At 53.6% G+C, this 21,909-nt stretch carries 16 protein-coding genes, 2 tRNA genes and 3 rRNA genes; 1 reads left to right on the top strand and 20 read right to left on the bottom strand.

Annotated elements, in window-relative coordinates:
* The first annotated feature begins 20 nt into the window (after positions 1 to 20).
* Positions 21 to 1,022, top strand: coding sequence for a dihydroorotate dehydrogenase-like protein (locus HS100_11410; GenBank protein ID MBE7434513.1), 1,002 nt, complete (start codon positions 21 to 23; stop codon positions 1,020 to 1,022).
* An 83-nt stretch (positions 1,023 to 1,105) separates the two neighbouring features.
* Here HS100_11410 and infA read toward each other — a convergent pair whose 3' ends face one another.
* From infA to HS100_11310, 20 genes are all read right to left on the bottom strand, one after another.
* On the bottom strand, positions 1,106 to 1,354 hold the full coding sequence (gene infA, locus HS100_11405; GenBank protein ID MBE7434512.1) for a translation initiation factor IF-1: 249 nt from the start codon (positions 1,352 to 1,354) through the stop codon (positions 1,106 to 1,108).
* Positions 1,355 to 1,366: 12 nt separating this feature from the next.
* Positions 1,367 to 1,564: a 30S ribosomal protein S21 gene (gene rpsU, locus HS100_11400; protein ID MBE7434511.1), complete on the bottom strand. Its 198-nt coding sequence runs from the start codon at positions 1,562 to 1,564 to the stop codon at positions 1,367 to 1,369.
* Positions 1,565 to 1,869: 305 nt separating this feature from the next.
* A 5S ribosomal RNA gene (gene rrf / locus HS100_11395) occupies positions 1,870 to 1,986 on the bottom strand.
* A gap of 125 nt (positions 1,987 to 2,111) precedes the next feature.
* Positions 2,112 to 5,066, bottom strand: a 23S ribosomal RNA gene (locus HS100_11390).
* Positions 5,067 to 5,357: 291 nt separating this feature from the next.
* Positions 5,358 to 5,429: transfer RNA gene (locus HS100_11385), tRNA-Ala, on the bottom strand.
* An 18-nt stretch (positions 5,430 to 5,447) separates the two neighbouring features.
* Positions 5,448 to 5,521 (bottom strand) — tRNA-Ile (locus tag HS100_11380).
* Between the two features lie 116 nt (positions 5,522 to 5,637).
* Positions 5,638 to 7,153 (bottom strand): 16S ribosomal RNA (locus HS100_11375).
* The 16S, 23S and 5S rRNA genes sit together here with 2 tRNA genes alongside, the layout of an rRNA operon.
* Before the next feature lie 341 nt (positions 7,154 to 7,494).
* The gene (locus HS100_11370; protein MBE7434510.1) at positions 7,495 to 8,760 is read right to left on the bottom strand and encodes a glycosyltransferase family 1 protein; all 1,266 of its coding nucleotides are present in this window, start codon (positions 8,758 to 8,760) and stop codon (positions 7,495 to 7,497) included.
* 42 nt (positions 8,761 to 8,802) lie between these two features.
* Entirely contained in the window at positions 8,803 to 9,408 is a 606-nt protein-coding gene (recR, locus tag HS100_11365) for a recombination protein RecR (GenBank protein MBE7434509.1), read from the bottom strand.
* 73 nt (positions 9,409 to 9,481) lie between these two features.
* Positions 9,482 to 9,811 carry a YbaB/EbfC family nucleoid-associated protein gene (locus HS100_11360; GenBank protein ID MBE7434508.1) on the bottom strand — a complete coding sequence of 110 codons (330 nt, stop codon included), beginning with the start codon at positions 9,809 to 9,811 and terminating at the stop codon, positions 9,482 to 9,484.
* 46 nt (positions 9,812 to 9,857) lie between these two features.
* A complete protein-coding gene (gene dnaX, locus HS100_11355) occupies positions 9,858 to 11,444 on the bottom strand; it encodes a DNA polymerase III subunit gamma/tau (protein ID MBE7434507.1) in 1,587 nt (528 codons plus the stop codon).
* A 90-nt stretch (positions 11,445 to 11,534) separates the two neighbouring features.
* A complete protein-coding gene (locus HS100_11350) occupies positions 11,535 to 12,032 on the bottom strand; it encodes a lamin tail domain-containing protein (GenBank protein ID MBE7434506.1) in 498 nt (165 codons plus the stop codon).
* A 36-nt stretch (positions 12,033 to 12,068) separates the two neighbouring features.
* Positions 12,069 to 13,034 (bottom strand): 50S ribosomal protein L11 methyltransferase, encoded by a 966-nt coding sequence (locus tag HS100_11345; GenBank protein ID MBE7434505.1) that lies wholly within the window; start codon positions 13,032 to 13,034, stop codon positions 12,069 to 12,071.
* Positions 13,021 to 13,446 carry an NUDIX domain-containing protein gene (locus HS100_11340; GenBank protein ID MBE7434504.1) on the bottom strand — a complete coding sequence of 142 codons (426 nt, stop codon included), beginning with the start codon at positions 13,444 to 13,446 and terminating at the stop codon, positions 13,021 to 13,023. Before HS100_11340 ends, HS100_11345 begins: the two co-directional genes overlap by 14 nt.
* 153 nt (positions 13,447 to 13,599) lie before the next feature.
* Complete coding sequence (dnaJ, locus tag HS100_11335) at positions 13,600 to 14,715, bottom strand: molecular chaperone DnaJ (GenBank protein ID MBE7434503.1); 1,116 nt, start codon at positions 14,713 to 14,715, stop codon at positions 13,600 to 13,602.
* Positions 14,716 to 14,766: 51 nt separating this feature from the next.
* Complete coding sequence (dnaK, locus tag HS100_11330) at positions 14,767 to 16,647, bottom strand: molecular chaperone DnaK (GenBank protein MBE7434502.1); 1,881 nt, start codon at positions 16,645 to 16,647, stop codon at positions 14,767 to 14,769.
* Between the two features lie 83 nt (positions 16,648 to 16,730).
* Complete coding sequence (grpE, locus tag HS100_11325; protein ID MBE7434501.1) at positions 16,731 to 17,282, bottom strand: nucleotide exchange factor GrpE; 552 nt, start codon at positions 17,280 to 17,282, stop codon at positions 16,731 to 16,733.
* Positions 17,283 to 17,372: 90 nt separating this feature from the next.
* Complete coding sequence (gene hrcA / locus HS100_11320; protein MBE7434500.1) at positions 17,373 to 18,410, bottom strand: heat-inducible transcription repressor HrcA; 1,038 nt, start codon at positions 18,408 to 18,410, stop codon at positions 17,373 to 17,375.
* Positions 18,411 to 18,535: 125 nt separating this feature from the next.
* Positions 18,536 to 20,758 carry a serine/threonine-protein kinase gene (locus tag HS100_11315; protein MBE7434499.1) on the bottom strand — a complete coding sequence of 741 codons (2,223 nt, stop codon included), beginning with the start codon at positions 20,756 to 20,758 and terminating at the stop codon, positions 18,536 to 18,538.
* Between the two features lie 127 nt (positions 20,759 to 20,885).
* The gene (locus HS100_11310) at positions 20,886 to 21,860 is read right to left on the bottom strand and encodes a phosphatase PAP2 family protein (protein MBE7434498.1); all 975 of its coding nucleotides are present in this window, start codon (positions 21,858 to 21,860) and stop codon (positions 20,886 to 20,888) included.
* Between the last annotated feature and the right edge of the window lie 49 nt (positions 21,861 to 21,909).

Genomic DNA, 21,909 nt, shown 5'->3' with positions numbered 1-21,909 from the left:
TCGGAAAACAGGAAAATCTTATGAGTGACCTCACCACCACCTACCTCGGTCTGAACCTCAAGAATCCGCTCGTGGCTTCGGCGTCGCCCCTTTCGAAGAAAATAGACAAAGCCAAAAAGTTGGAAGAGGCGGGCATCTCCGCCATTGTGATGTATTCTCTCTTTGAAGAACAGATCATCCATGAAAGCCTCGAGCTTGACCATTTCCTTTCCCGCGGCGCCGAGTCATTTGCCGAAGCGCTTACCTACCTCCCTGATGGCGGCATGTATGGCGTCAGCCCGGAGAAATATCTCAATCAAGTTGCCGGGCTGAAGAAGACGGTCAAGATCCCGGTCATTGGGAGTTTGAACGGCGTATCCAAAGGCGGCTGGACCGGCTACGCAAAAAAGGTTGAGGAAGCCGGAGCGGATGCGCTCGAACTAAACCTCTACTTCCTTTCCACCGACCCGAATATGACCGCCGCCGAAATCGAGGACGCCCAGGTGGAGCTTGTTGCAGAAGTGAGATCCACGATCAAGATCCCACTTGCGGTGAAGCTCAGCCCCTTCGTCACATCCCTGCCCAATTTTGCCAAACGCATCGTGGACGCGGGCGCGAACGGGCTCGTCCTCTTCAACCGCTTTTATCAGCCAGATTTTGACCTCGACGAGCTGGATATCATCCACAGCCTCGATCTCAGTACATCCGCCGACCTGCGCCTCCCGCTTCGCTGGATTTCGATCTTGTACGGCAAGGTTAATGCCGACTACGCCCTGACCAGCGGCGTCCATACCGCGAATGATGTGATCAAGTCGATGATGGCCGGGGCAAAAGTCGCAATGATGGCGTCCAACCTGTTGCACAAGGGCGAGACGGTCATTCCCGCCATGTTGAACGATTTGCAAACCTGGATGAAGGAACGCGAGTACGAATCCGTTCGGCAAATGCAGGGCAGCATGAGCCAGAAGAACGTCAAGGAACCCGCCGCATTCGAACGCGCGAACTACATGAAAGTCCTCGGCTCGTGGCGCGATTTGCCGTAATTTATGCTGCCCAGAGCGGCGACTAAGGTAAAATAAAAAAAGCTCTCCAACAGAGAGCTTTTATATACAAATCGCAAGGACGATTATTCAACAGGAGCGGCGGGGGCTTGCTTGCGCTGGCGGAACGTGATGCGCCCGCGCGACATATCATAAGGGGACATCTCGAGGGCAACGCGGTCACCCAGCAAAATGCGGATGTAGTGTTTGCGCATCTTGCCTGAAAGGTACGCCAGAACCTCGTGGCCATTATCGAGCTTCACGCGGAACTGGGTGCCGGGCAGCGCCTCGATCACCACACCGTCCACTTTGATCTTGCCTTCTTCTTTAGTCATACATGCCTCTTCCTATTCATTGTCCTTGAAGGAACGTCGCTTGATGCGGCGGATCGCCTTCTTTTTCTCCATCCGGCGGGTTTCGCTCTTGGAAACGAACCAGCGTTTGCGGCGAACGGTGCTCAAAACACCGCTCTTCACGACCTTTTTGCGAAAGCGTTTGAGCAGGGAATCCTGAGATTCGCCATTACGTAAATTGACACTTGCCACTGGTTGTCACCTCCTTTCCGTCATGGAAATAAAAAAATCGGCTGTCATACAGACTCAGCCGAGGCGTCCATCAAAAAACCTGAAACGAACTCAATGATCCTGCGATCAAAAATTGCGCTTCACACTCCTTTGAAGTTGACCAGCCGACCGAGCCTTGCAATCCTGCGACCGGGATTATACACGATTCGTTCCCGGGTGAGAAGATGATTAACCACCCGTTTTCGACTTCAGGTACTTTCGAAGACAGGTCGTCCATGAAAAAGCCGCATCCAATTCTGAATGCGGCAAATAATAAAAGAAAAGCCCCTTGGCAATGACCTACTCTCCCAGGAGGTCGCCCTCCAAGTACCATCAGCGCTGATATGCTTAACTGCCGGGTTCGGGATGGGACCGGGTGTACCCATATCGCTCAAATCACCAAGGGACAATTTCACAAATGAATTGTCCTGAATAGCAAATTACATGATGTAGGATGTATCCATGAGATTGCTTCGGGTTTGCGCCCTAGCAATGACATGGGGAAAAGTACCAAGTTCCCCGTATCACGGAATGAAGCCCTCGACCATTAGTACAGGTTAGCTTAACACATTACTGTGCTTACACATCCTGCCTATATACCAGGTAGTCTACCTGGGGTCTTACTCCCTTGCGGGAAAACAGGGATCTAATCTTAGGGCGAGTTTCCCACTTAGATGCTTTCAGCGGTTATCTCTGCCAGACATGGCTACCCAGCGATGCTCCTGGCGGAACAACTGGCACACTAGAGGTCTGTCCACTCCGGTCCTCTCGTACTAGGAGCAGCTCCCTTCAAATCCCTTACGCCCACAGCGGATAGAGACCGACCTGTCTCACGACGGTCTGAACCCAGCTCGCGTACCGCTTTAACGGGCGAACAGCCCGACCCTTGGGACCTTGTCCAGCCCCAGGATGCGATGAGCCGACATCGAGGTGCCGAGCGAGATCGTCGATGTGAACTCTTGGATCTCACCAGCCTGTTATCCCCGGGGTAGCTTTTATCCGGTAAGCCACGGCCCTTCCACTCGGTACCGTGGGATCACTAAGCCCGTCTTTCGACTCTGTTCGGCGCGTTGGCCTTACAGTCAAGCTCCCTTATGCCTTTACACTCTATGGTGGGTTTCCATTCCACCTGAGGGAACCTTTGGGCGCCTCCGTTACCTTTTGGGAGGCGACCGCCCCAGTCAAACTGCCCACCTGGCACGGTCCCCCATCCGGATGACGGAATGGGGTTAGGATCTAAACATAATCAGGGTGGTATTTCACTGGCGGCTCCACCGACGCTGACGCGCCAGCTTCAAAGCCTCCCACCTATGCTACACAGATCATGTCCAAATACAATGCCAAGTTGCAGTAAAGCTCCACGGGGTCTTTTTGTCCTGCTGCGGGTAGGCCGCATCTTCACAGCCATTTCAATTTCACCGGGTCCCTCGTCGAGACAGTGCTCTAATTGTTACGCGGTTCGTGCGGGTCGGAACTTACCCGACAAGGAATTTCGCTACCTTAGGACCGTTATAGTTACGGCCGCCGTTCACCGGGGCTTCGGTTCAAAGCTTCGCTTGCGCTAACCTCTCTCCTTAACCTTCCGGCACTGGGCACGCGTCAGCCCCTATACATCGCCTTACGGCTTAGCAGAGACCTGTGGTTTTGTTAACCAGTCACCAGAGCCATTTCACTGCGACCCTCCGGGGCTTTGACACCCCAGGGGGTACCCCTTCTCCCGAAGTTACGGGGTCATGTTGCCTAGTTCCTTAACGAGGGTTCTCCCGATCGCCTTGGTATATTCTACCCATCTACCAGTGTCGGTTTGCGGTACGAGCACTAAAGAGTTATGCTTAGAGACTTTTCTGGGCAACAAGGCTCAGCCACTTCGCTTATTACAGCCCGCTCCCACCTCAGCTCAACCGGCGGATTTCCCTGCCGGTCTTAACGCCTAAATGGTTCGAACCCAAATCCAATAATGGGCTGGCCTACCTCGTTGCGTCCTCCCATCGCACTCTCTAGCGGTTCCGGAATATTAACCGGATGTCCATCACCTACGCCTCCCGGCCTCGGCTAAGGACTCGACTAACCCGACGCGGAATGACCTGGCGTCGGAAACCTTAGATTTACGGCGAATACGGTTCTCACGTATTTGTACGCTACTCATGCCTGCATTCTCACTTCTGTCCGCTCCAGTCGCCCTTACGATCGACCTTCACCGCTGACAGAACGCTCCCCTACTGCCCCAGCTTGCGCTGAGACCCATGGCTTCGGTACTATGCTTAGCCCCGTTAAGTTTTCCGCGCAAAGTCACTAGACCAGTAAGCTGTTACGCACTTTTTAAAGGGTGGCTGCTTCTAAGCCAACCTCCTGGTTGTTCAAGTAACCTCACCTCGTTCACCACTTAGCATAGATTTGAGGACCTTAGCCGATGATCTGGGCTGTTTCCCTTTCGACACCGAAACTCATCTCCCGGCGTCCGACTGCCATGCTTTGGAGTACTGGCATTCCGAGTTTGATTGGGTTCAGTAAGCTGTAAGCCCCTTAGCCCATTCAGTGCTGTACCTCCAGTACTAAACGCATGACGCTAGCCCTAAAGCTATTTCGGGGAGAACCAGCTATCTCCGTGTTCGATTGGCATATCACCTCTACCCACAGGTCATCCCCTAACTTTGCAACGTTAGTGGGTTCGGGCCTCCACGAGTGATTAGACTCGCTTCACCCTGCCCATGGGTAGCTCACACGGTTTCGGGCCTAATCCCAGCGACTATGCGCCCTATTCAGACTCGCTTTCGCTACGGCTTCGGGTGTCACTCCCTTAACCTTGCCACTGAGATTAACTCGCAGGCTCATTCTCCAAGAGGCACGCTGTCAGGCATAGCAAGGAACATCCGTATTTCTACGGCGCTCAACCTGCTGTTAGCCCTCCAACTGCTTGTAAGCTTACGGTTTCAGGTTCTATTTCACTCCCCTAACGGGGGGACTTTTCACCTTTCCCTCACGGTACTAGTTCACTATCGGTCGTCAAGTGTATTTAGCCTTAGAGAGTGGACTCCCTAGCTTCCTGCCGGATTAGCGTGCCCGGCAGTACTCAGGAACACGGCGGAAGACGATCAGTTTTCGCATACGGGGCTGTTACCCTCTTTGGCAGGCTTTCCCACACCTTTCCGCTAACTGATTGTTTTGTAACTTCCATATGCCGGTCCTACAACCCCGTCCATGCAAGCATGGGCGGTTTGGGCTCTTCCCCGTTCGCTCGCCACTACTGGGGGAATCATTTCTTTTCCTCTGGGTACTTAGATGTTTCAGTTCCCCAGGTTCCCATCCTCAAACCTATGTGTTCGGTAAGAGGACGCTGTTGGTTCGCAACAGCAGGTTTCCCTATTCGGACATCCTCGGATCGACGCCTGTACACGGCTCCCCGGAGGCTTTTCGCAGTGTCCCACGTCCTTCATCGGCACTTGACGCCAAGGCATTCACCATAAGCTCTTAGTAGCTTCTCCACGTGATACGGAGAAATTGATACTTTTCTTTCATTATGACAAATTGCTTTGTCGGCCTACATCAATTGCTATTCAGTTTTTAAGGTGCAGTCACCGTTGACCGGTGACCGACGCCCTCGACGCTTCAAGGGCATCGGTCAACTTTCAAATTTCGGTTATTAGACACAAATCGACCCGGCAGGCACCGCCGGGTCGCAAAATACCCAATTTACGGTGCGGAGCTTTCGATTTACGTGCCGTTTTCCTTCAACAAACTTCGTTTATTCTCCAATACTTGCCAGTTACAAACTCAGTGGAGATGGCGGGATTTGAACCCGCGACCTTCGCCTTGCAAAGGCGCTGCTCTCCCGCTGAGCTACATCCCCAGGGATCAGCCTGGTTAGTGGGCTTGACAGGATTCGAACCTGTGACCCCTGCGTTATCAGCACAGTGCTCTAACCAACTGAGCTACAAGCCCGGGGGAAACCCTCAACAACTGAACAGTGACAGGAAACTTCATTTTGAGAACCAGTTTGCCCATTCACCGTGTGGGCACTTTGGAGCAGCTTCCCCATAGGGAGCGCTCCCTTACTCTAGAAAGGAGGTGATCCAGGCGCACCTTCCGGTACACCTACCTTGTTACGACTTCGTCCCAGTCACCAGCACCACCTTCGACGGCGCCCTCCTTGCGGTTAAGCTACCGGCTTCAGGTGTTACCAGCTCCCATGACGTGACGGGCGGTGTGTACAAGGCCCGAGAACGTATTCAACGCACTATAGCTGACGCGCGTTTACTAGCAACTCCGGCTTCATGCAGGCGAGTTGCAGCCTGCAATCTGAACTGAGGACAGTTTTGGGGGATTGGCTCCACCTCGCGGCTTAGCAACCCATTGTACTGCCCATTGTAGCGTGTGTGTAGCCCCGGACATAAAGGCCATGCGGACTTGACGTCATCCCCACCTTCCTCCGGCTTGATACCGGCGGTCCCGTATGACACATGTAACATACGGCGAGGGTTGCGCTCGTTAGCGGACTTAACCGAACATCTCACGACACGAGCTGACGACAGCCATGCAACACCTGTGCAAGCTCCCTTGCGGGTCGTTCACCTTTCGGATCACTACCACTTGCATGTCAAACCCGGGTAAGGTTCTTCGTGTAGCATCGAATTAAACCACACGCTCCGCTGCTTGTGCGGGCCCCCGTCAATTCCTTTGAGTTTTAATCTTGCGATCGTAGTCCCCAGGCGGTAAACTTATCGCGTTTGCTGCGGCACTGATGGAGTTTAAGCCACCAACGCCAAGTTTACATCGTTTACAGCTAGGATTACCGGGGTCTCTAATCCCGTTTACTACCCTAGCTTTCGCGTCTGAGCGTCAGAAATGGTCCAGAAGATCGCTTTCGCCACTGGTGTTCCTCCAGATATCTACGCATTTCACCACTACACCTGGAATTCCATCTTCCTCTACCACTCTCAAGCCCGGTAGTATTGGACGACCTCTCCTAGTTAAGCCAGGAGATTTCACGCCCAACTTACCGAACCGCCTGCACGCGCTTTACGCCCAGTGAATCCGGATAACGCTCGCCTCCTACGTTTTACCGCGGCTGCTGGCACGTAGTTAGCCGAGACTTATTCCTAAGATACTGTCCTTTCTCATCTCTTAGAAAAGTGCTTTACGACCCGAAGGCCTTCATCGCACACGCGGCGTTGCTGCTTCAGGCTTTCGCCCATTGAGCAATATTCCCTACTGCTGCCACCCGTAGGTGTATGGACCGTGTTTCAGTTCCATTGTGGGGGGCCACCCTCTCAGGTCCCCTACCCGTCGTCGCCTTGGTGAGCCGTTACCTCACCAACTAGCTGATGGGACGCAGGTCCCTCCCAAAGCGCATTGCTGCTTTAGTTATCGCTTTCTAAAACCGATAACCACATGCGGTATTAGCAATCCTTTCGGACTGTTATCCCACACTTTGGGGCAGGTCACCCACGCGTTACTCACCCGTTCGCCACTAGGATACTCTCGTATTGCTACAAAAGCACCTCGTTCGACTTGCATGTATTAGGCACGCCGCCAGCGTTCATCCTGAGCCAGGATCAAACTCTCCGCAAAAAATCAACACTCTTGCGAGTGTAAAAGTCACGGAATTGACTGGTTCGTCATCATTACTGTTTCCTATCACTGTTCAGTTGTTAAGGTGCCTGCCATTTGAGCGGGCTGTATTCTACCCGCAGGGTAAACCGTCGTCAAGGTTCTTACAGACTAAAATACCGATGCTTCCTTCTCTATCGCATCGGTTCATCAGGCTGCAAAACCGTTTCGCTTTGTGTCTCTGATGGGGGACGGTTACTCAGTTGTCAATGATCTGTCTGGGAGACGAAATCGTATGTTGTACTGGCGAATAAAGATTATACGCATTAGGTGAAAAATGTCAATAGTTGTAGGACATTTAAACCTTAAAAAATCGGGTCGATTTTTGAATACTCAGCCGCATACGACTCAGCCAAACGGACAGCCTCCCCCACCCCGTTCTCGCCTCGTATTCTTTGACCTATAGCCTGCGCCCGCTCAAGAACAACCTTTGACTCCGCCTCAGCCATGGCTCTGACGATCTTCTCGACCGAAAGTCGACGCACCCGAATCGGCTTTGGCGCTGCCCCAATCGCATGGACTCTCCTCCCCCAAAACGGCTGGTCGGCAGTAAACGGAATCACCACTTGAGGTATGCCAGCCCGCAAGCTTGCAGATGTTGTCCCGGCCCCGCCGTGATGAATCAACATCTTGCATTTAGGCAGCAGCCAATCATGCGGCGCGGACTCGAGATATAACACATCGCTCGTCGACTCACGTTTCATACTTCCCCACCCCGATAAGATAACCCCGCGATTGTTTGTTTGCTTCAAGGAAGCATGAATGAATTCGTCAACTTTTTCAGGGTTCTTGTGGACCATACTTCCAAACGAAATACAAACTGGTGGTTTTCCTGCCTCTAGAAATTCTCTTAATTCATTAGGCGGAGAATATGAATTGTTATACGGAAAGAAATAATATCCAGTGACATGCACGCGTGGACTCCAGTCACTTGAGGATGGAATCAGGCTCGGGGACCAGGCACACAGGATCGGGGTCCGGAGGTGAGGCGGGGTATCTTTGAAGGGAGAATATAGTTTTCGCTTGGGTAAGCCCGCTCGGCGGCGGACTTGTTCAAATCCCAAAGATGAAGTGAGTTCGGTGATTTTCAAGGAGGCGATGTGAGATAGGCGATTCAAGAAACGAATTCGTAAATTTGGCAAAGAGATGTTGGGATAATCGCCGGTGGGCGTGAACATGGGAAAAGTTTGGATGTGGATATCGGGGATTTTTTTCTCGCGCGCGAGCGTGTTCGCTCCAACAGCATGAGCGAAGGTATGGATGATGAGGTCTGCGTCATGGCAGGCTTCATCGGTTTGACGCATCATCTCTGCGCCGATATCCACAGCATGAGACATTAACTCTTTGACGAGTTTGACGAAGTTATAACCCGCATCATTGAGGCGGCGACTGAGCTCTTCAGGGTCGCCAGCAAGCGGAAAGAATGTGATGCCATGTTCTTCAACCAGAGACTTAAATCGTGCTGGCGCGGCAAGAATGACATTATGTCCGCGAGACATCAAGCCGAGAGATAAAGGGAGAAAGGGTTGGACGTCGCCGCGAGAGCCGAAGGTAAGAATAGTGATGTTCATTTTTAAAATCGTAGGGGCGCGGTTCTCGCGCCCCATCAGGGATTAGTTCATTTCATGCCTGCCTGCAAGCGCACGCAGTAAGGTGTTTTGATCGGCATATTCCAGGTCACCGCCCACGGGCAGACCGCGCGCGAGGCGGGTGACTTTGACGCCCATCGGCTCAAGTTGTTGACGGAGATAGAGCGCGGTCGCGTCGCCTTCCATGCTGGGATTGGTGGCGATGATGACCTCCTCCACTCCCCCACGTGCAACACGTTCAGCAAGTTGCTTGATCTTGAGATCGTCGGGACCGATGCCTTCGATGGGAGATAAAACTCCCTGCAAGACGTGATACCTGCCTTGAAAGCCGCCCGTGCGTTCGAGCGCGAGGACGTCCAAGGCTTCTTCGACGACACAGATGAGGGATGAATCGCGTTTTTGGGATTCGCAAATCTCACAGCGCTTGCGCCCTGCATCGGTGATGTTGAAACATTCGGAGCAGAAGGCGGTATTGGCTTTGAGATTCGCCAGCGCAGTGGACAAATCTTGCGCGACATCTTCGGGCGCGCGAAGAAGATAGAACGCCAACCGTGAAGCAGACTTGGGTCCGATGCCGGGCAGGCGTTCGAGGGCGGTGACTAGAGATTGAATGGATTCGGGTAAGAGCATGGGGTATCAGGTTCCAGGTATCAGGTATCAGGTGGTTTATAAACCTGACACCTGATACCTGACACCGAAGCACTTAGAACGGAAGCCCACCCGCGAGCGGACCCATCAACTTTTGCTGGAGTTCGCGACTTTGGTCGAGCGCCATGTTGACAGCGGATAAGACCATGTCTTGCAGCAATTCGGCATCGGCGTCTTTGAGGAACTCGGGGGAGATCTCAACCGATTTACATTTCTGGTCACCGGTCATGGTGACTTTGATCGCGCCGCCGCCCGCCGTGGCGGAGACTGTCTCTTCCGCGAGTTTCGCCTGCGCCTCTTCCATTTGTTTTTGCATTCGCTGCAATTGCTGCATCATCCCACCCTGTCCGCCCATGGCGGGTCCTTTGTTGAATCCTTTTGCCATAAATTCATCTCCTGGTTGAGTAGTTACATAGTTAAGTAGTTAGTGGTTATTCATCCATATCCACGATTTCGCCACCATGTTGGATTGCAGCAGCAACCATGCCGTCTTGCGCAACGTGGGCGGGGAGTTTGCCTTTGGCATTGGTGACCACACAGCGCACGGACAAATCCACATGGAAGTGGTCTTTGATGAGGCGCTGTATGATTTCGATCTGATCGGGTTTGTTGAGTTTTTCCACGAGCACGTCGCTTGCCATACCGAGGATAAGGGTCTTGCCTTGCACGTCGATCATCTTGACCGAGTTCATCAACGCGCCGAGATTCGCCTGCGCTTTGGGAAGGGCATTGATGAGCGGCTTCCAGGCTTTGACGATGTCGTTGGAGTTGATGGCGGGCGCTTCGGCTTCGGGTCTCGATACGTCCCTCGGCTCCGGTCCGCTCCGCTCAGGACTACTCGACCCTCCGCTCAGCACGGCATCCGGCTTGGAAACTGCTTGGGAAATAGAAGCAGGCTTCGGCTTGGGTTGAGGCGAGGCGGCGATAGAGGCAACTTCGGCTGGAGCGTCGATCACTTCCGCGAGGGCGAGTTCCAGACTCAAAGAGGGCTGCCAGCCGCCGCGCAAATCCGTTGCCGCGTTGTTGAAAATTTTCATCATGCGCAAAACATCGGATGTGTTGAAGGCTTGAGCGTGCGCTTCCATTTGGGTTTTGACTTCGCGCGTGGCTTCGACCTGCTCGGCGTTGCCCATTTGAATGAGCATCAGCCCGCGAGTGTATTCCACGAGTTGACGCGCCAACGAACGCGGATCGGCGCCTGAGTCGAGGGCTTTGTGAATGGTTTCGAGTCCGCGCGCGGGTTGATGGTCGAGGACGGAGTTGATGACATCGAGCACGGTCTGACTGGTTGCCGTGCCGAGGACTTGCTGCGCAATGTGGAGCGTGATCTTCGCGCCTGTAGAAGAAAGCTGATCGAGCAACGATTGCGCGTCGCGCATACCACCTGCCGACTGACGGGCAATGAGAGTGAGCGCCTCTTCATCGGCTTGGATGTTTTCGGATTCAATGATGGTTTTGAGATTTTTGACGATCTCATCAATCGGCACGCGGCGGAACTCATGACGCTGACAGCGCGATAAAACCGTGGCGGGGATTTTGTGAATTTCAGTAGTGGCTAAGACGAAGATGGCATGCGGCGGCGGCTCTTCAAGTGTTTTGAGCAGTGCATTGAACGCCGCGGTCGAGAGCATGTGAACTTCGTCGATGATGTAGATTTTATATTTGCCCTGCGTAGGCGCGAAGTTGATCTTGTCGCGCAAATCACGGACATCATCCACCGATGTGTTGGACGCCGCGTCGATCTCGATCAGGTCGAGGAAGCGATTTTCATTGACTGCCTTGCAGTGGTCGCAGGTATTGTCGGGGCGTTGGGTGGGGTCTTCGTTGAGACAGTTCACCGCTTTCGCCAGCAAACGCGCGACGGTGGTCTTGCCCGTTCCGCGTGGACCCGCGAAAAGATAGGCATGACCGACTCTGTCTGCTTTGATGGAGTTGGTCAGGGTTTGGATGACGTGGTCTTGTCCAATCACGGTATCCCATTGTTTCGGGCGGTACTTGCGGTAGAGGGCTTGGGTCATGGTTTAGTTGGTAGTTATCAGTTGATAGTTGGTAGTTTCTCAAATGGTTGGAGCAGCAAAACCGCCAACTACCAACCATCCACCACCAACTTAAGGCACTTTATAAACGGCTCTCAAATTACCTTGCGAATCAAAAAGCCGCGCTTCCTCGCCGGAATTCCAAACTCCTTCACCAATGCCCCAATAGAGGTCAATGACGGTATCAGTACCGACAGCGGTGTGAACTTGGACTGCGCCATTGGGATAGAGAGTAATGTTGGGAAAGGTGTAGGTGTTGCCGTCCTCATCCTTGAGTTGCCAGGCGGTCAAGTCGAGTTCACCTTCGCCCTCGAACTTGATGATGGCAATTTCAGAAGATAGCACCCCCGCCCCAACCACGCTGCTGATTTTCACGGGAATATCCGTTTGCAGTTCGGTGTTGGATGCTGGCGCGGAGTCGTTGCCACTGATAGGAGCCGCCTGCTGAATTACGGCGGGCGGGCTGACGGCACGATAATTGCGGTCGTACCAGAACAGGATTCCGCCTGTCACACTCGCCGAGACGAAGACGTTCAACAGCAGGTATTGGATGAGTTTACGGCGATCCATCGTGCTCGAATCATAGCACAGATTTTCTCTGTACCACTATTTTTTCATGGAAATCGCAACCCAATCTTTGATTTGACGAACTTCGCCTCGCTTCAACCCCTTGGCTTGACCAGCCTCTATGACACTTTCTTCCTGATGGTCGAGAATTCCACTTAGAATAATCTCTCCATTGGGCTCGATCAAGTCTGCCAGCCCCGCGTCGAAGAGACGGATGAGCACCGGCGCGAGGATATTCGCCACCACCAGCGGCGCAGACTTGAACGCAAAATGCCCCGCCAGCACCTCGGTCACAGAACCCTGCCCGAGCAGAAGTTCCTCCCCCACCCCGTTGACATCTGCATTCTCGCGCGAGTTCTTAACGGACTCAATGTCAATGTCCACGCCGAGGACCGTCTTTGCGCCAAGTTTGATGGCAGCAATTGATAAGATTCCTGAACCACAACCAACGTCAATCACGGAAAGAGGAAAGCCTGCCCTGAGCTTAGCCGAAGGGATGAAAGAATCGCCTTCTTTCGTCTTTCTTCTCTCATCAAATGAAATTTCCATCAACTCCAAACACAACTGCGTCGTCGGATGCGTCCCCGTGCCGAACGCCATACCGGGGTCGATCTTGATCGGGATTCGTTTGGGGTCGGGGTTCTCTAGCCAGGCAGGCAGGATCAGGAGTCCCTCACCGATGAGAATCGGCTTGTAATGCTGCTTCCAGGCTTCCATCCAGTTTTGATCCGCGATCTGCTTGTAGGTGGGAGTCGGTACCGGCGTGATCATCCCCAAATAGAATAGCGACTCTTCGAGTTTCTGTCGCGTCTCTTCGAGTTGATCGTTGACTTCCAAGTAAGCACGGATGGTGATGGGACCTGTGGCAGTGCCTTCATCCTCTTCGTCATTGAATTTGACACCCTGTTCGGTCATCACACCGTTGGGCGCAAAACGCGCCAGCACATCGGCAACCGATTCGGCGAGTTCGCCGTTGACGGTCAAAGAAACTTCAAGCCAGTTCATGCCTTAATTCCCTGGTCGCCCATCGGATCAAGTCCTTCTCAGCGAACAACATCATGGGTAAGCCATTAACATCAAAGTATTTCATTTCCGAGATTTCATGCGACGGCTGGAACTTGCCGCCCATTACTCTGCAAAGATATACAACCGTCAGATGATGATCTTCCTTCGCGCTGACCACCGTTAGCAGCCGTTCAATCCCTGCCTGCATTCCAGTCTCTTCGAAAAATTCGCGGATGATCGCATCTGCGGGCTGTTCGTGGTATTCCAAACTTCCCGCAGGGATACCCCATTCAAATTTGCGATACGTATGCCGAAAGAGAAGCACCCGCCCCTGCTCATCGAATACCAAAGCCGCCACTGCAGCGCGAAATCTCGTCCGGACCAATTTCGCAGCCAGGATATGCACCCACATCGGAAGTAAACGCCATAGCCGCAACAAAGGTTTTATCATAGTTGAAGCATTATACAAGACGATGGAGGCCCACCATAGGCCATTGTTCGACAATCAAAAACGAGCGGGCTCCCATCCACTCGTTTCTCATCACTCTTTACTGCTCACTTTCCACTACCCGCCCAACGCCTCATTCAACCAATCCAAAAATCCCTTTTCCTGCGGCTTGACCGTCGTGCCGAGGCTCTCTGCCAGTTTCTCGAACAACTCGCGCTGTTCCTTTGTCAGTTTATTCGGAATTGCCACATTGACGATCACCAACTGGTTGCCGCGATCCTTGCGGCGTAAATATGGAACGCCCTTACCCTTCATTGTAAAAACCTTACCAGGTTGTGTGCCTGCGGGGATCTTCAACTTCTCATCGCCATCGAGAGTTGGAACTTCGATCTCCGCACCGAGCACCGCTTGAGCCACGTTGATATCCAGGTTCAACAGGATATCGTTTTCACGCCGTTTGAAAAATTTATGGGGTTGAACGTCGAGCACCAGGAACAAGCTTCCATTCGGACCGCCAAATTCTCCGGGTGCGCCTTCGCCTGCCAAACGGATTTGCGTGCCATGATCCACCCCGGCAGGAATGGATACCTTCTTCTTTACCTTTCTACGTTCCAGTCCGGTGCCGCGGCAGGTCGTACAGAGAGAAGCGATCGTTTCGCCGCGCCCGTTACAAGTGGGACATGGAGCCGTCTGCACCATCTGACCCAGGAATGTCTGACGCACCTGACGCACCTCGCCTTGCCCGCCGCACGTTCCACACTTTATCGGAGTCGTTCCCGGCTCGGCGCCGTTGCCGTTACAACGTGAACAAGTCTCGTCGCGCGAGAACTCGATGTCCTTCTCAACACCAAAGACCGCTTCCTCGAAGGTAAGCGAAACCTGCATTTGCAGGTCCCGCCCACGGCGCGGAGAGCGGCGCGAACGTCGTCCGGTGGAGAATCCAAATCCGCTGAACAAGTCCTCGAATATATCGTTGAAGTCAGCGGTGTAATCGTGATATCCGCCCCCCATTCCGCCCAACCCCGCTTTGCCAAAACGGTCGTAACGCGCGCGTTTCTCTTGATCGGAAAGCACGCCATATGCCTCGTTGATCTCTTTGAACTTCTCCTCGGCATGAGGTTCTTTGTTCACATCGGGGTGATATTGGCGCGCGAGTTTACGGAAAGCGGCTTTGATCTCGTCATCGCTCGCGTTCCTGCTCACGCCAAGGGTTTCGTAATAATCGTTGGTCATATTTACCAGAAAGTGGAAAGCAGAAAGTGGTCACCCGCCACTTTCCATTTTCTATTCTTTGACTTCACCCTCGACCACATCGGGATTCTCGCCAGATGCCGAACCCGCCTCTCCCCCGCCCGCGGTTGGATTCTGCTCATAGACGCTGGCGCCAATCTTTTGGATGGTCTGCCCGAGGGACTCAACCGCAGCTTTGATCTTCTCTACATCCTCGCCCTTCGCCGCTTCCCTGACCTCGGCGCTCTTCGCCTCGACCTCAGCTTTGATCTCCGCCGGAACCTTATCGCCCAGATCACGCAATGCCTTCTCTCCCGCATAGACGGTGTTATCGGCATTGTTGCGCGCTTCGATCAAATCCTTGCGCCTGCGGTCTTCCTCGACGTGAGCCTCGGCATCCTTGCGCATCTTTTCGATTTCGGTTTCGTTCAAACCGGATGAAGCGGTAATCGTAATGTGCTGACTCTTACCCGTCGCCTTATCCTGCGCGCTGACTTTGAGAATGCCGTTAGCATCCACATCGAAGGTCACCTCGATCTGCGGAACGCCGCGCGGCGCGGGCGGGATGCCATCGAGGATAAATTTGCCAAGAGATTTATTATCCGCCGCCATCGGGCGCTCACCCTGCAGGACGTGGATCTCGACTTGAGTCTGGCTATCTGCCGCTGTGGAGAAGACCTGCGACCGGCGGGTCGGGATGGTGGTATTGCGTTCGATCTGCGGAGTTGCCACCCCGCCAAGTGTTTCGATCGCCAGCGTGAGCGGAGTCACATCGAGCAGAAGGATATCCTTCACTTCCCCGCCGAGCACGCCCGCCTGGATCGCTGCGCCGATCGCAACGACCTCATCAGGATTCACACCTTTATGCGGATCTTTATTGAAAAACGCACGCACACGGTCCTGAATGGCAGGCATGCGAGTCATGCCGCCCACCAAAACAATCTCATTGATGTCGCCCGCGTTCAAGCTGGCATCTGCCAAAGCCTGCTTGACCGGCGCAATCGTTCGATCGACAAGATCCGCCACCAATTGCTCGAGCTTGGCGCGGGTAAGCGTCATCACCAAATGTTTGGGACCGTTCGCATCCGCTGTAAGATACGGCAGGTTGATTTCGGTCTGCATGACAGTCGAAAGCTCGATCTTCGCCTTTTCAGACGCCTCCTTCAAACGCTGAAGCGCCTGACGGTCGTTGTGCAGGTCGATGCCGTTATCCTTCTTGAACTCGGCAATCAGGTAATCCATAATGCGCAGGTCAAAGTCATCGCCGCCGAGGAAGGTATCGCCGCTTGTGGAGCGGACTTGGAACACGCCGTCGCCCACATCCAAAATGGAAACATCGAACGTACCGCCGCCCAGGTCATACACGCAGATGACTTCGTTCTTCTTTTTGTCCAACCCATACGCCAGCGAAGAAGCCGTCGGTTCGTTGATGATGCGCAACACTTCCAAGCCTGCGATCTTGCCCGCATCCTTGGTCGCATTGCGCTGGGCATCGTTGAAGTAAGCCGGTACAGTGATCACCGCCTGCGTAATCGTCTCGCCCAAATAGGCTTCGGCATCTGCCTTCATCTTTGCGAGAATCATCGCAGAGACCTCCGGCGGGGAATAATCCTTGCCTCCGAGTTCCACGCGGACATCGCCGTTTGGCGCTTCTTTCACCGCATACGGCACGCGTTTCTTCGTGCGCTCCACTTCGGGGTCGTCGGATTTTCGCCCCATAAAACGTTTCACAGAAAAGATCGTGTTCTGCGGGTTGGTGATCGCCTGATTTCGCGCCACGCGCCCCACCAGGCGTTCACTATTTTTGTTCACCGCCACGACCGAAGGCACAAGCCGTTCGCCTTCAGCCGATGGGATCACGATCGGTTCGCCGCCCTGCATTACCGCCGCCACCGAGTTCGTCGTACCCAGGTCAATACCAATGATTTTTGCCATGATTTCTCCTAAGTTTCAAGTTGAAGGTTGAATGGTAAAGGATTAATAACGCATAACCTGTAACTTTCAACCTTGAACCGAATTTACTGCGCCACCCTCACAAGGGCAGGTCGAAGAACACGTTCACCGATCACATATCCACTCTGGATCACTTCGATGACGTGGCCGCTCTCCACTTCCTCCGAAGGTTCATGGGAAATCGCTTCATGGAAGTTCGGGTCGAATGCCGCACCTTTCGCCTCGATCTTTGTCACGCCTTCCATATCCAGAATATTTTGGAACTTTCGCATCACAAGTTCGATGCCGTTTGCCCAGGCGTCGTCTGCGGGGCGGTTCAACATGGCTCGTTCCAAATCGTCGAGCACGGGCAATACTTTTTTTATGATGTCGCCCTTTGTCGAAACTTTAAATGACTCATTATCGCGCTCCACGCGTTTGCGGAAATTCTGGAACTCCGCCTGAGACCGCGCCCAACCATCCTTATATTCGATCATCTTGGATTCGGCCTCTTTCAATTGCTGGATCAACGCCTCACGCTCCGCGTCGACGGGAGCCTCTTGGGTCGTGTCAGCCTTCGATTCCGCTGCGGCTTGTGTCTCTTCGTTTTCCTCGTGCTTGTTCATTTCTTCTGCCATAAATATCACTTCCGTTTGACGTTTTATGTCATCCCTTCGGGATTTATATGTATTTTATGTTATCAAACAACCCCGAAGGGCGACTTGGTTTTATTCGCCTGAGATGTTATCGCTGACCAAATCGCTTAACAACCCGGCGACGAACCTGACCGTGGGGATGGTCCGCGAGTAGGCCATGCGCATGGGACCGAGCACACCAAGCGCGCCTGTCGCCATTCCGGGGACCCCGTAGCGTGCAATGACCATACTGCATTGACGCAGATCGTCGTATTCGCCTTCGCCGCCGATGAGCACCTGCAATGCGCCTACGTCACTGTTGCTGGTGGTGCGGGCAAGCAAGTCTTGAAGAGTGGAGCGTTCTTCAAAAATTTTCAACGCCCGCCGCGCTTCGTCGGATTCTGAGAATTCCGGTTCGGCAAGGACGTTGGTCAAGCCATCGGTGTAGATCTCGCCGGAGGCTTTTTCGATCATGCGGCGCATGTCCTGTGCGATGAGCAGGAGGATGTCCTGATCGAGCGGGTCGGGGCGAGCTGTCAGCAAGGAAATGGCTTGGGCGGTCTGACCAGCCAAAAGCCCGTTAAGACGCGTAGCTGTTCCGCTGAGTCGCTCCTGGGGGACAGGTTCCGCCAAAGTCAGAATCTGCTGGGATACTTCCCCTCCCAGCATCACCAAAACCATGAGCACTTGCCTGCCCTGGGTGGAGATGAGCTCGACGTGCTTGAATTTGGTTGTCTCCACATGTGGCGCTGCGACAACCGAAACACCCTGCGATTGGCTCGCGAGGATGGATGCCGCAAGGGTCATCCACTGGTCAAGTTCGGGACGGGACTGATAGAACTGGTGCGAGATGGTATGTTGAACGGTTTCCGGCAGTTCTGCGCTGTTCATCATCTCGCTGACAAAGTAGCGATAGCCTTCTTCTGTGGGCACGCGCCCGGCGGAAGTGTGGGGCTGTCGCAGGTAGCCCATTTCGGTAAGAGATGCCATTTCATTCCGAATGGTCGCCGAGGACAAGTTTATATGGTAATGCTCTGCCAACCGCTTCGAGCCGACCGGTTGGGCGGAGTCGATGTAATCACGGATGATCAACATCAGGAGGGTTTTCTGTCTTTCGGTGAGGTTTGTCATATCATAATTTAGCACTCTCATTCTGAGAGTGCTACCCGGTGCAGGATAATCATAACAGTGGGAAAAGGCATCGTCAATAAGAGCGACGTAAGAAAAACTCCCGCGGCGGAGCGGGAGTTGCTGTCCTAGGGTTCTTGAATGGCGGGCCGCCAGACAGGGTCGAAATCCTGTTCGGGACCGGAGGTGAGCCGGACCCGATCCCCGCCTGACAGAGTCATGTAATACACGTCAATGTTCCCTGATTCCTCCGCGCCTTCATATGCAATATAGAAGCCGTCCGGGGAATAGTCGATGTTTTCAATATAAGTGAGCGTGAACGGCAATCGCAATCCCTGCTCGGTTGAGCGGTCGGTTGCAGATGTACTCAAGAGGTATGGGTTACAAAATGTCTTCGCGCATCGCTGGTTGAAAATGATCAGGTCGTTTTTCGGCGACCAGACCGGCAGGTAGTCTGTGTAAGCCACGCCGGAACGGATGATTTGGGTCTGGTCAGATCCGTCCGCGTTCATCATCCAGATTTGATAGACGTTGAGCCGTTTGACGACATACACCAATTGAGAGCCGTCGGGCGACCAAGCCGGCATGCGCGACTCGACAAGGGACTGACTCTGTGTAAGCTGAACAATCTGTGTGGGGTCTGTCACATCGATCAGGAATATCTCCATTTGGCCGGTTCGCAGGGATGTGTATGCAATTGTCGTGCCGTCCGGCGACCAGGCAGGGTCGAAGTTCCCGCCCGGCGATGCATCGAGAGTGGTTAAACCTGTCCCGTCTCCATTGATGATATACAGGCTGGCGTTCGAATAGCTGTCCGTGTTCCTGAGGCATGGAGAGATGAAAACGATTCTCAATCCATCCGGCGACCAGGAAGGTTGACAGGCACCATTGGGCATATTGGTCACCTGAAAGGCATTTTCACCACTGAGATCGACTAGGAAAATTTGTGGAGCGCCAACCCGTTCGGAAACGATGGCAACCTGCCCTGCTCCTCCGCCTACGATGAGCGAAGCCGGGGCAGTGGCGGTTTCACCCACCACAGATTCTGTCACAATCGAGCGGGGTGTAGGTGTAAACGTAAACGTAGCTGTCGGTGTAGGTCTGGGTGTGTTCGTTGATGTGGTCGTGATAGTCGCTGTAGGCTCGAGCGTCGGTGTGGATGAGGGAATTGAAGTGGGAGTGGCGGTTGCAGTTGGCGCAAGAAAGGGAACCATGGCTCGTACATCAGCCGGCAATATCCCGGGAGAAAAATAAAGAACCGCACCAACTGTCAATAAAAGCAATCCGGCGATGAACGCAAATCGGATCAACGATACGCGGCGTTTACGTTCGCGTTCCTTCTGCCGTTTCAGTGGAGATACAAACGGTTGATCTTCGTGCGAAGCGGCTGACTTGGGCGGAACGGGACCCGGCGCCTTCCTGGCTTCGCCGACAGGTTTTTCTTCATCAACGACCGTTGCCTGGATGGGGCGCGCGGGGTGAGAAACCGCTTCAGGCGGAGGCGGGATCACCTTGTAGGAGCCTGGCACCTGCTGGGTCATCGATCCGGAGGCGAGCAGGGCCGCCTTGAATTCCTCGGCAGTCTGGAAGCGGTCACTGGGGTCAACAGCCATTGCTTTCTCGATGGCAGCGGAAAGTTTGCGCGAGACCTTTGGATTGCGTTTACGCAGGGGCGTCAACTGGGCGTTATCCATCGCCCGCGCAAGGCCGTCTTCTGGAATGATACCGGTCAACGCAGCATATAATGTAGCGCCAAGCGAATAGATGTCGGTGCGTGGATCGGTCCGTGCTGTGCCGTATTGCTCCGGGGGGGAATACCCGGGGGTCATGGCGCGCGCACCGGTGGTCGTTGCCTGGCTTGCATTTTGATAGACTTTTGCCAAACCAAAATCCACGAGATAGATATGGCCGTCCGGCGATATCTTGACATTGCCCGGTTTCAAGTCGCGGTGCAAGATCGGCGGTTTCCGACTATGCAGGTATGCCAGCGCATCGCACATGGAGGCGCCGATATGCACTGCGTCCTCCTCTTCGAGCATGCCGAGGCGCTCCATGCGGTAACGCAGATCCTCGCCTTCGATGAAATCCATGACGAGGTACTGACCCAAATCCCCAAGCACGAAGTGATCCGATACCCGGGGCAGGTTCGGATGGCGAAGATTGGCAAGAATGACCGCTTCGAGCCGGAATTGACGGGCATATTCATCGGTGGTGAACAAATTCTCCTTAAGCGCCACAGATACGCCCAGGTTTTCATCTATCGCGCGGTAGACCGATCCCATCCCCCCCTGCCCGAGGATGTCGATAATTCGATACCGATTATGAATGAGGGTGCCTTTTTCCAACGTCATTGAAGATCATTTACCTGCATATATTTGATTTATTTAATCAGAACCGCCGTCAATAAAACTATTTCTGATACCTTCCATTCGATGGGGCGCATTATATCAGATGGAGTAAAACCTACAACCGAACGCCTTAAGATGTAGTTAAATTGAAATGTTTAAAAACCCAGGGCGCTCCGCCTGAAATCCAACAGCCTACCAAGGCGTAACGCAAATATCGCAGGGAATAGGCCACCAGGTCATCGCTGCGAGGAAAAACTGCACCCAAGCCCTGCCAGAGGATCAAGACCCCGATAAATCCCAGGATAAACCGAAGTACCCGCTTCCACCCCGGACCGGCAGCCTGATACCCGCCCCTTTGGTGAGTCCACGCTACACCCAATGCGAGCCCGAAAAAAGTCCCGGCTGTGGAGAAGACCGCAGTCGGATTGGTGGGATCCGGCCTGAGACCGGAGCGAAGCGCGTTCGTCAGCCAATCCTGAGGTAATTGGTAATCGGTTAACGAGTTGTAAACAACCATCCCCAGTATCACGAAGGTCATTGATACAAGGAAAGCAATCCTAACTTGCACCACAAAAGTTTTCCCAGCGAGCCAATTCTCAGCCGTCTCCCAATAACGGAAAAACGCCCACAGCAATGCGCCTCCGATCAGCCAGCCGACAACCACATCGTGCGGAAAATGCGCGCCGAGCACGAGCCGCGAAAAACTGATCATCAAAATGAGAAAAACGCAAAGGACCGTCACCCAGATACGTCTTCGGTGTGACGCGATCGTGCCCCAGATGCTCAGGGCATTTTGGGCGTGACCCGAAGGAACACCAAAGCCCGTCTCCGCCCATAATGGCCGGACATGTGAACTCACCCAATACGGGCGCGGACCGGCGAAGGCCGCCTTGCTGATGGTATTCAGATAAATGCTGGTTACCAAAATAAAACCGACCCGAAGACCAAGCGCGGAATCGATGCACCAGTAGATCAAAGGCATGGCCAGGAAGAAGAATTCTTCGGATCCGAGCTCGCTGAAGAATGTCATGATGGGATACACCCATTCCCCCATGCGTTGCAATACGATGACCAGGGATATGCCGAAGTCGATAAGGGGCTGCATATAGTCCTCCAGTGGGGTTTTTACATGAATTCGATTGACGGAACTTTTC

Source organism: Anaerolineales bacterium (assembly GCA_015075725.1).
GTDB lineage: Bacteria > Chloroflexota > Anaerolineae > Anaerolineales > Villigracilaceae > Villigracilis.
Note: the sequence above shows the minus strand (reverse complement) of the source record. Positions and strands in the feature narration are given on the sequence as shown.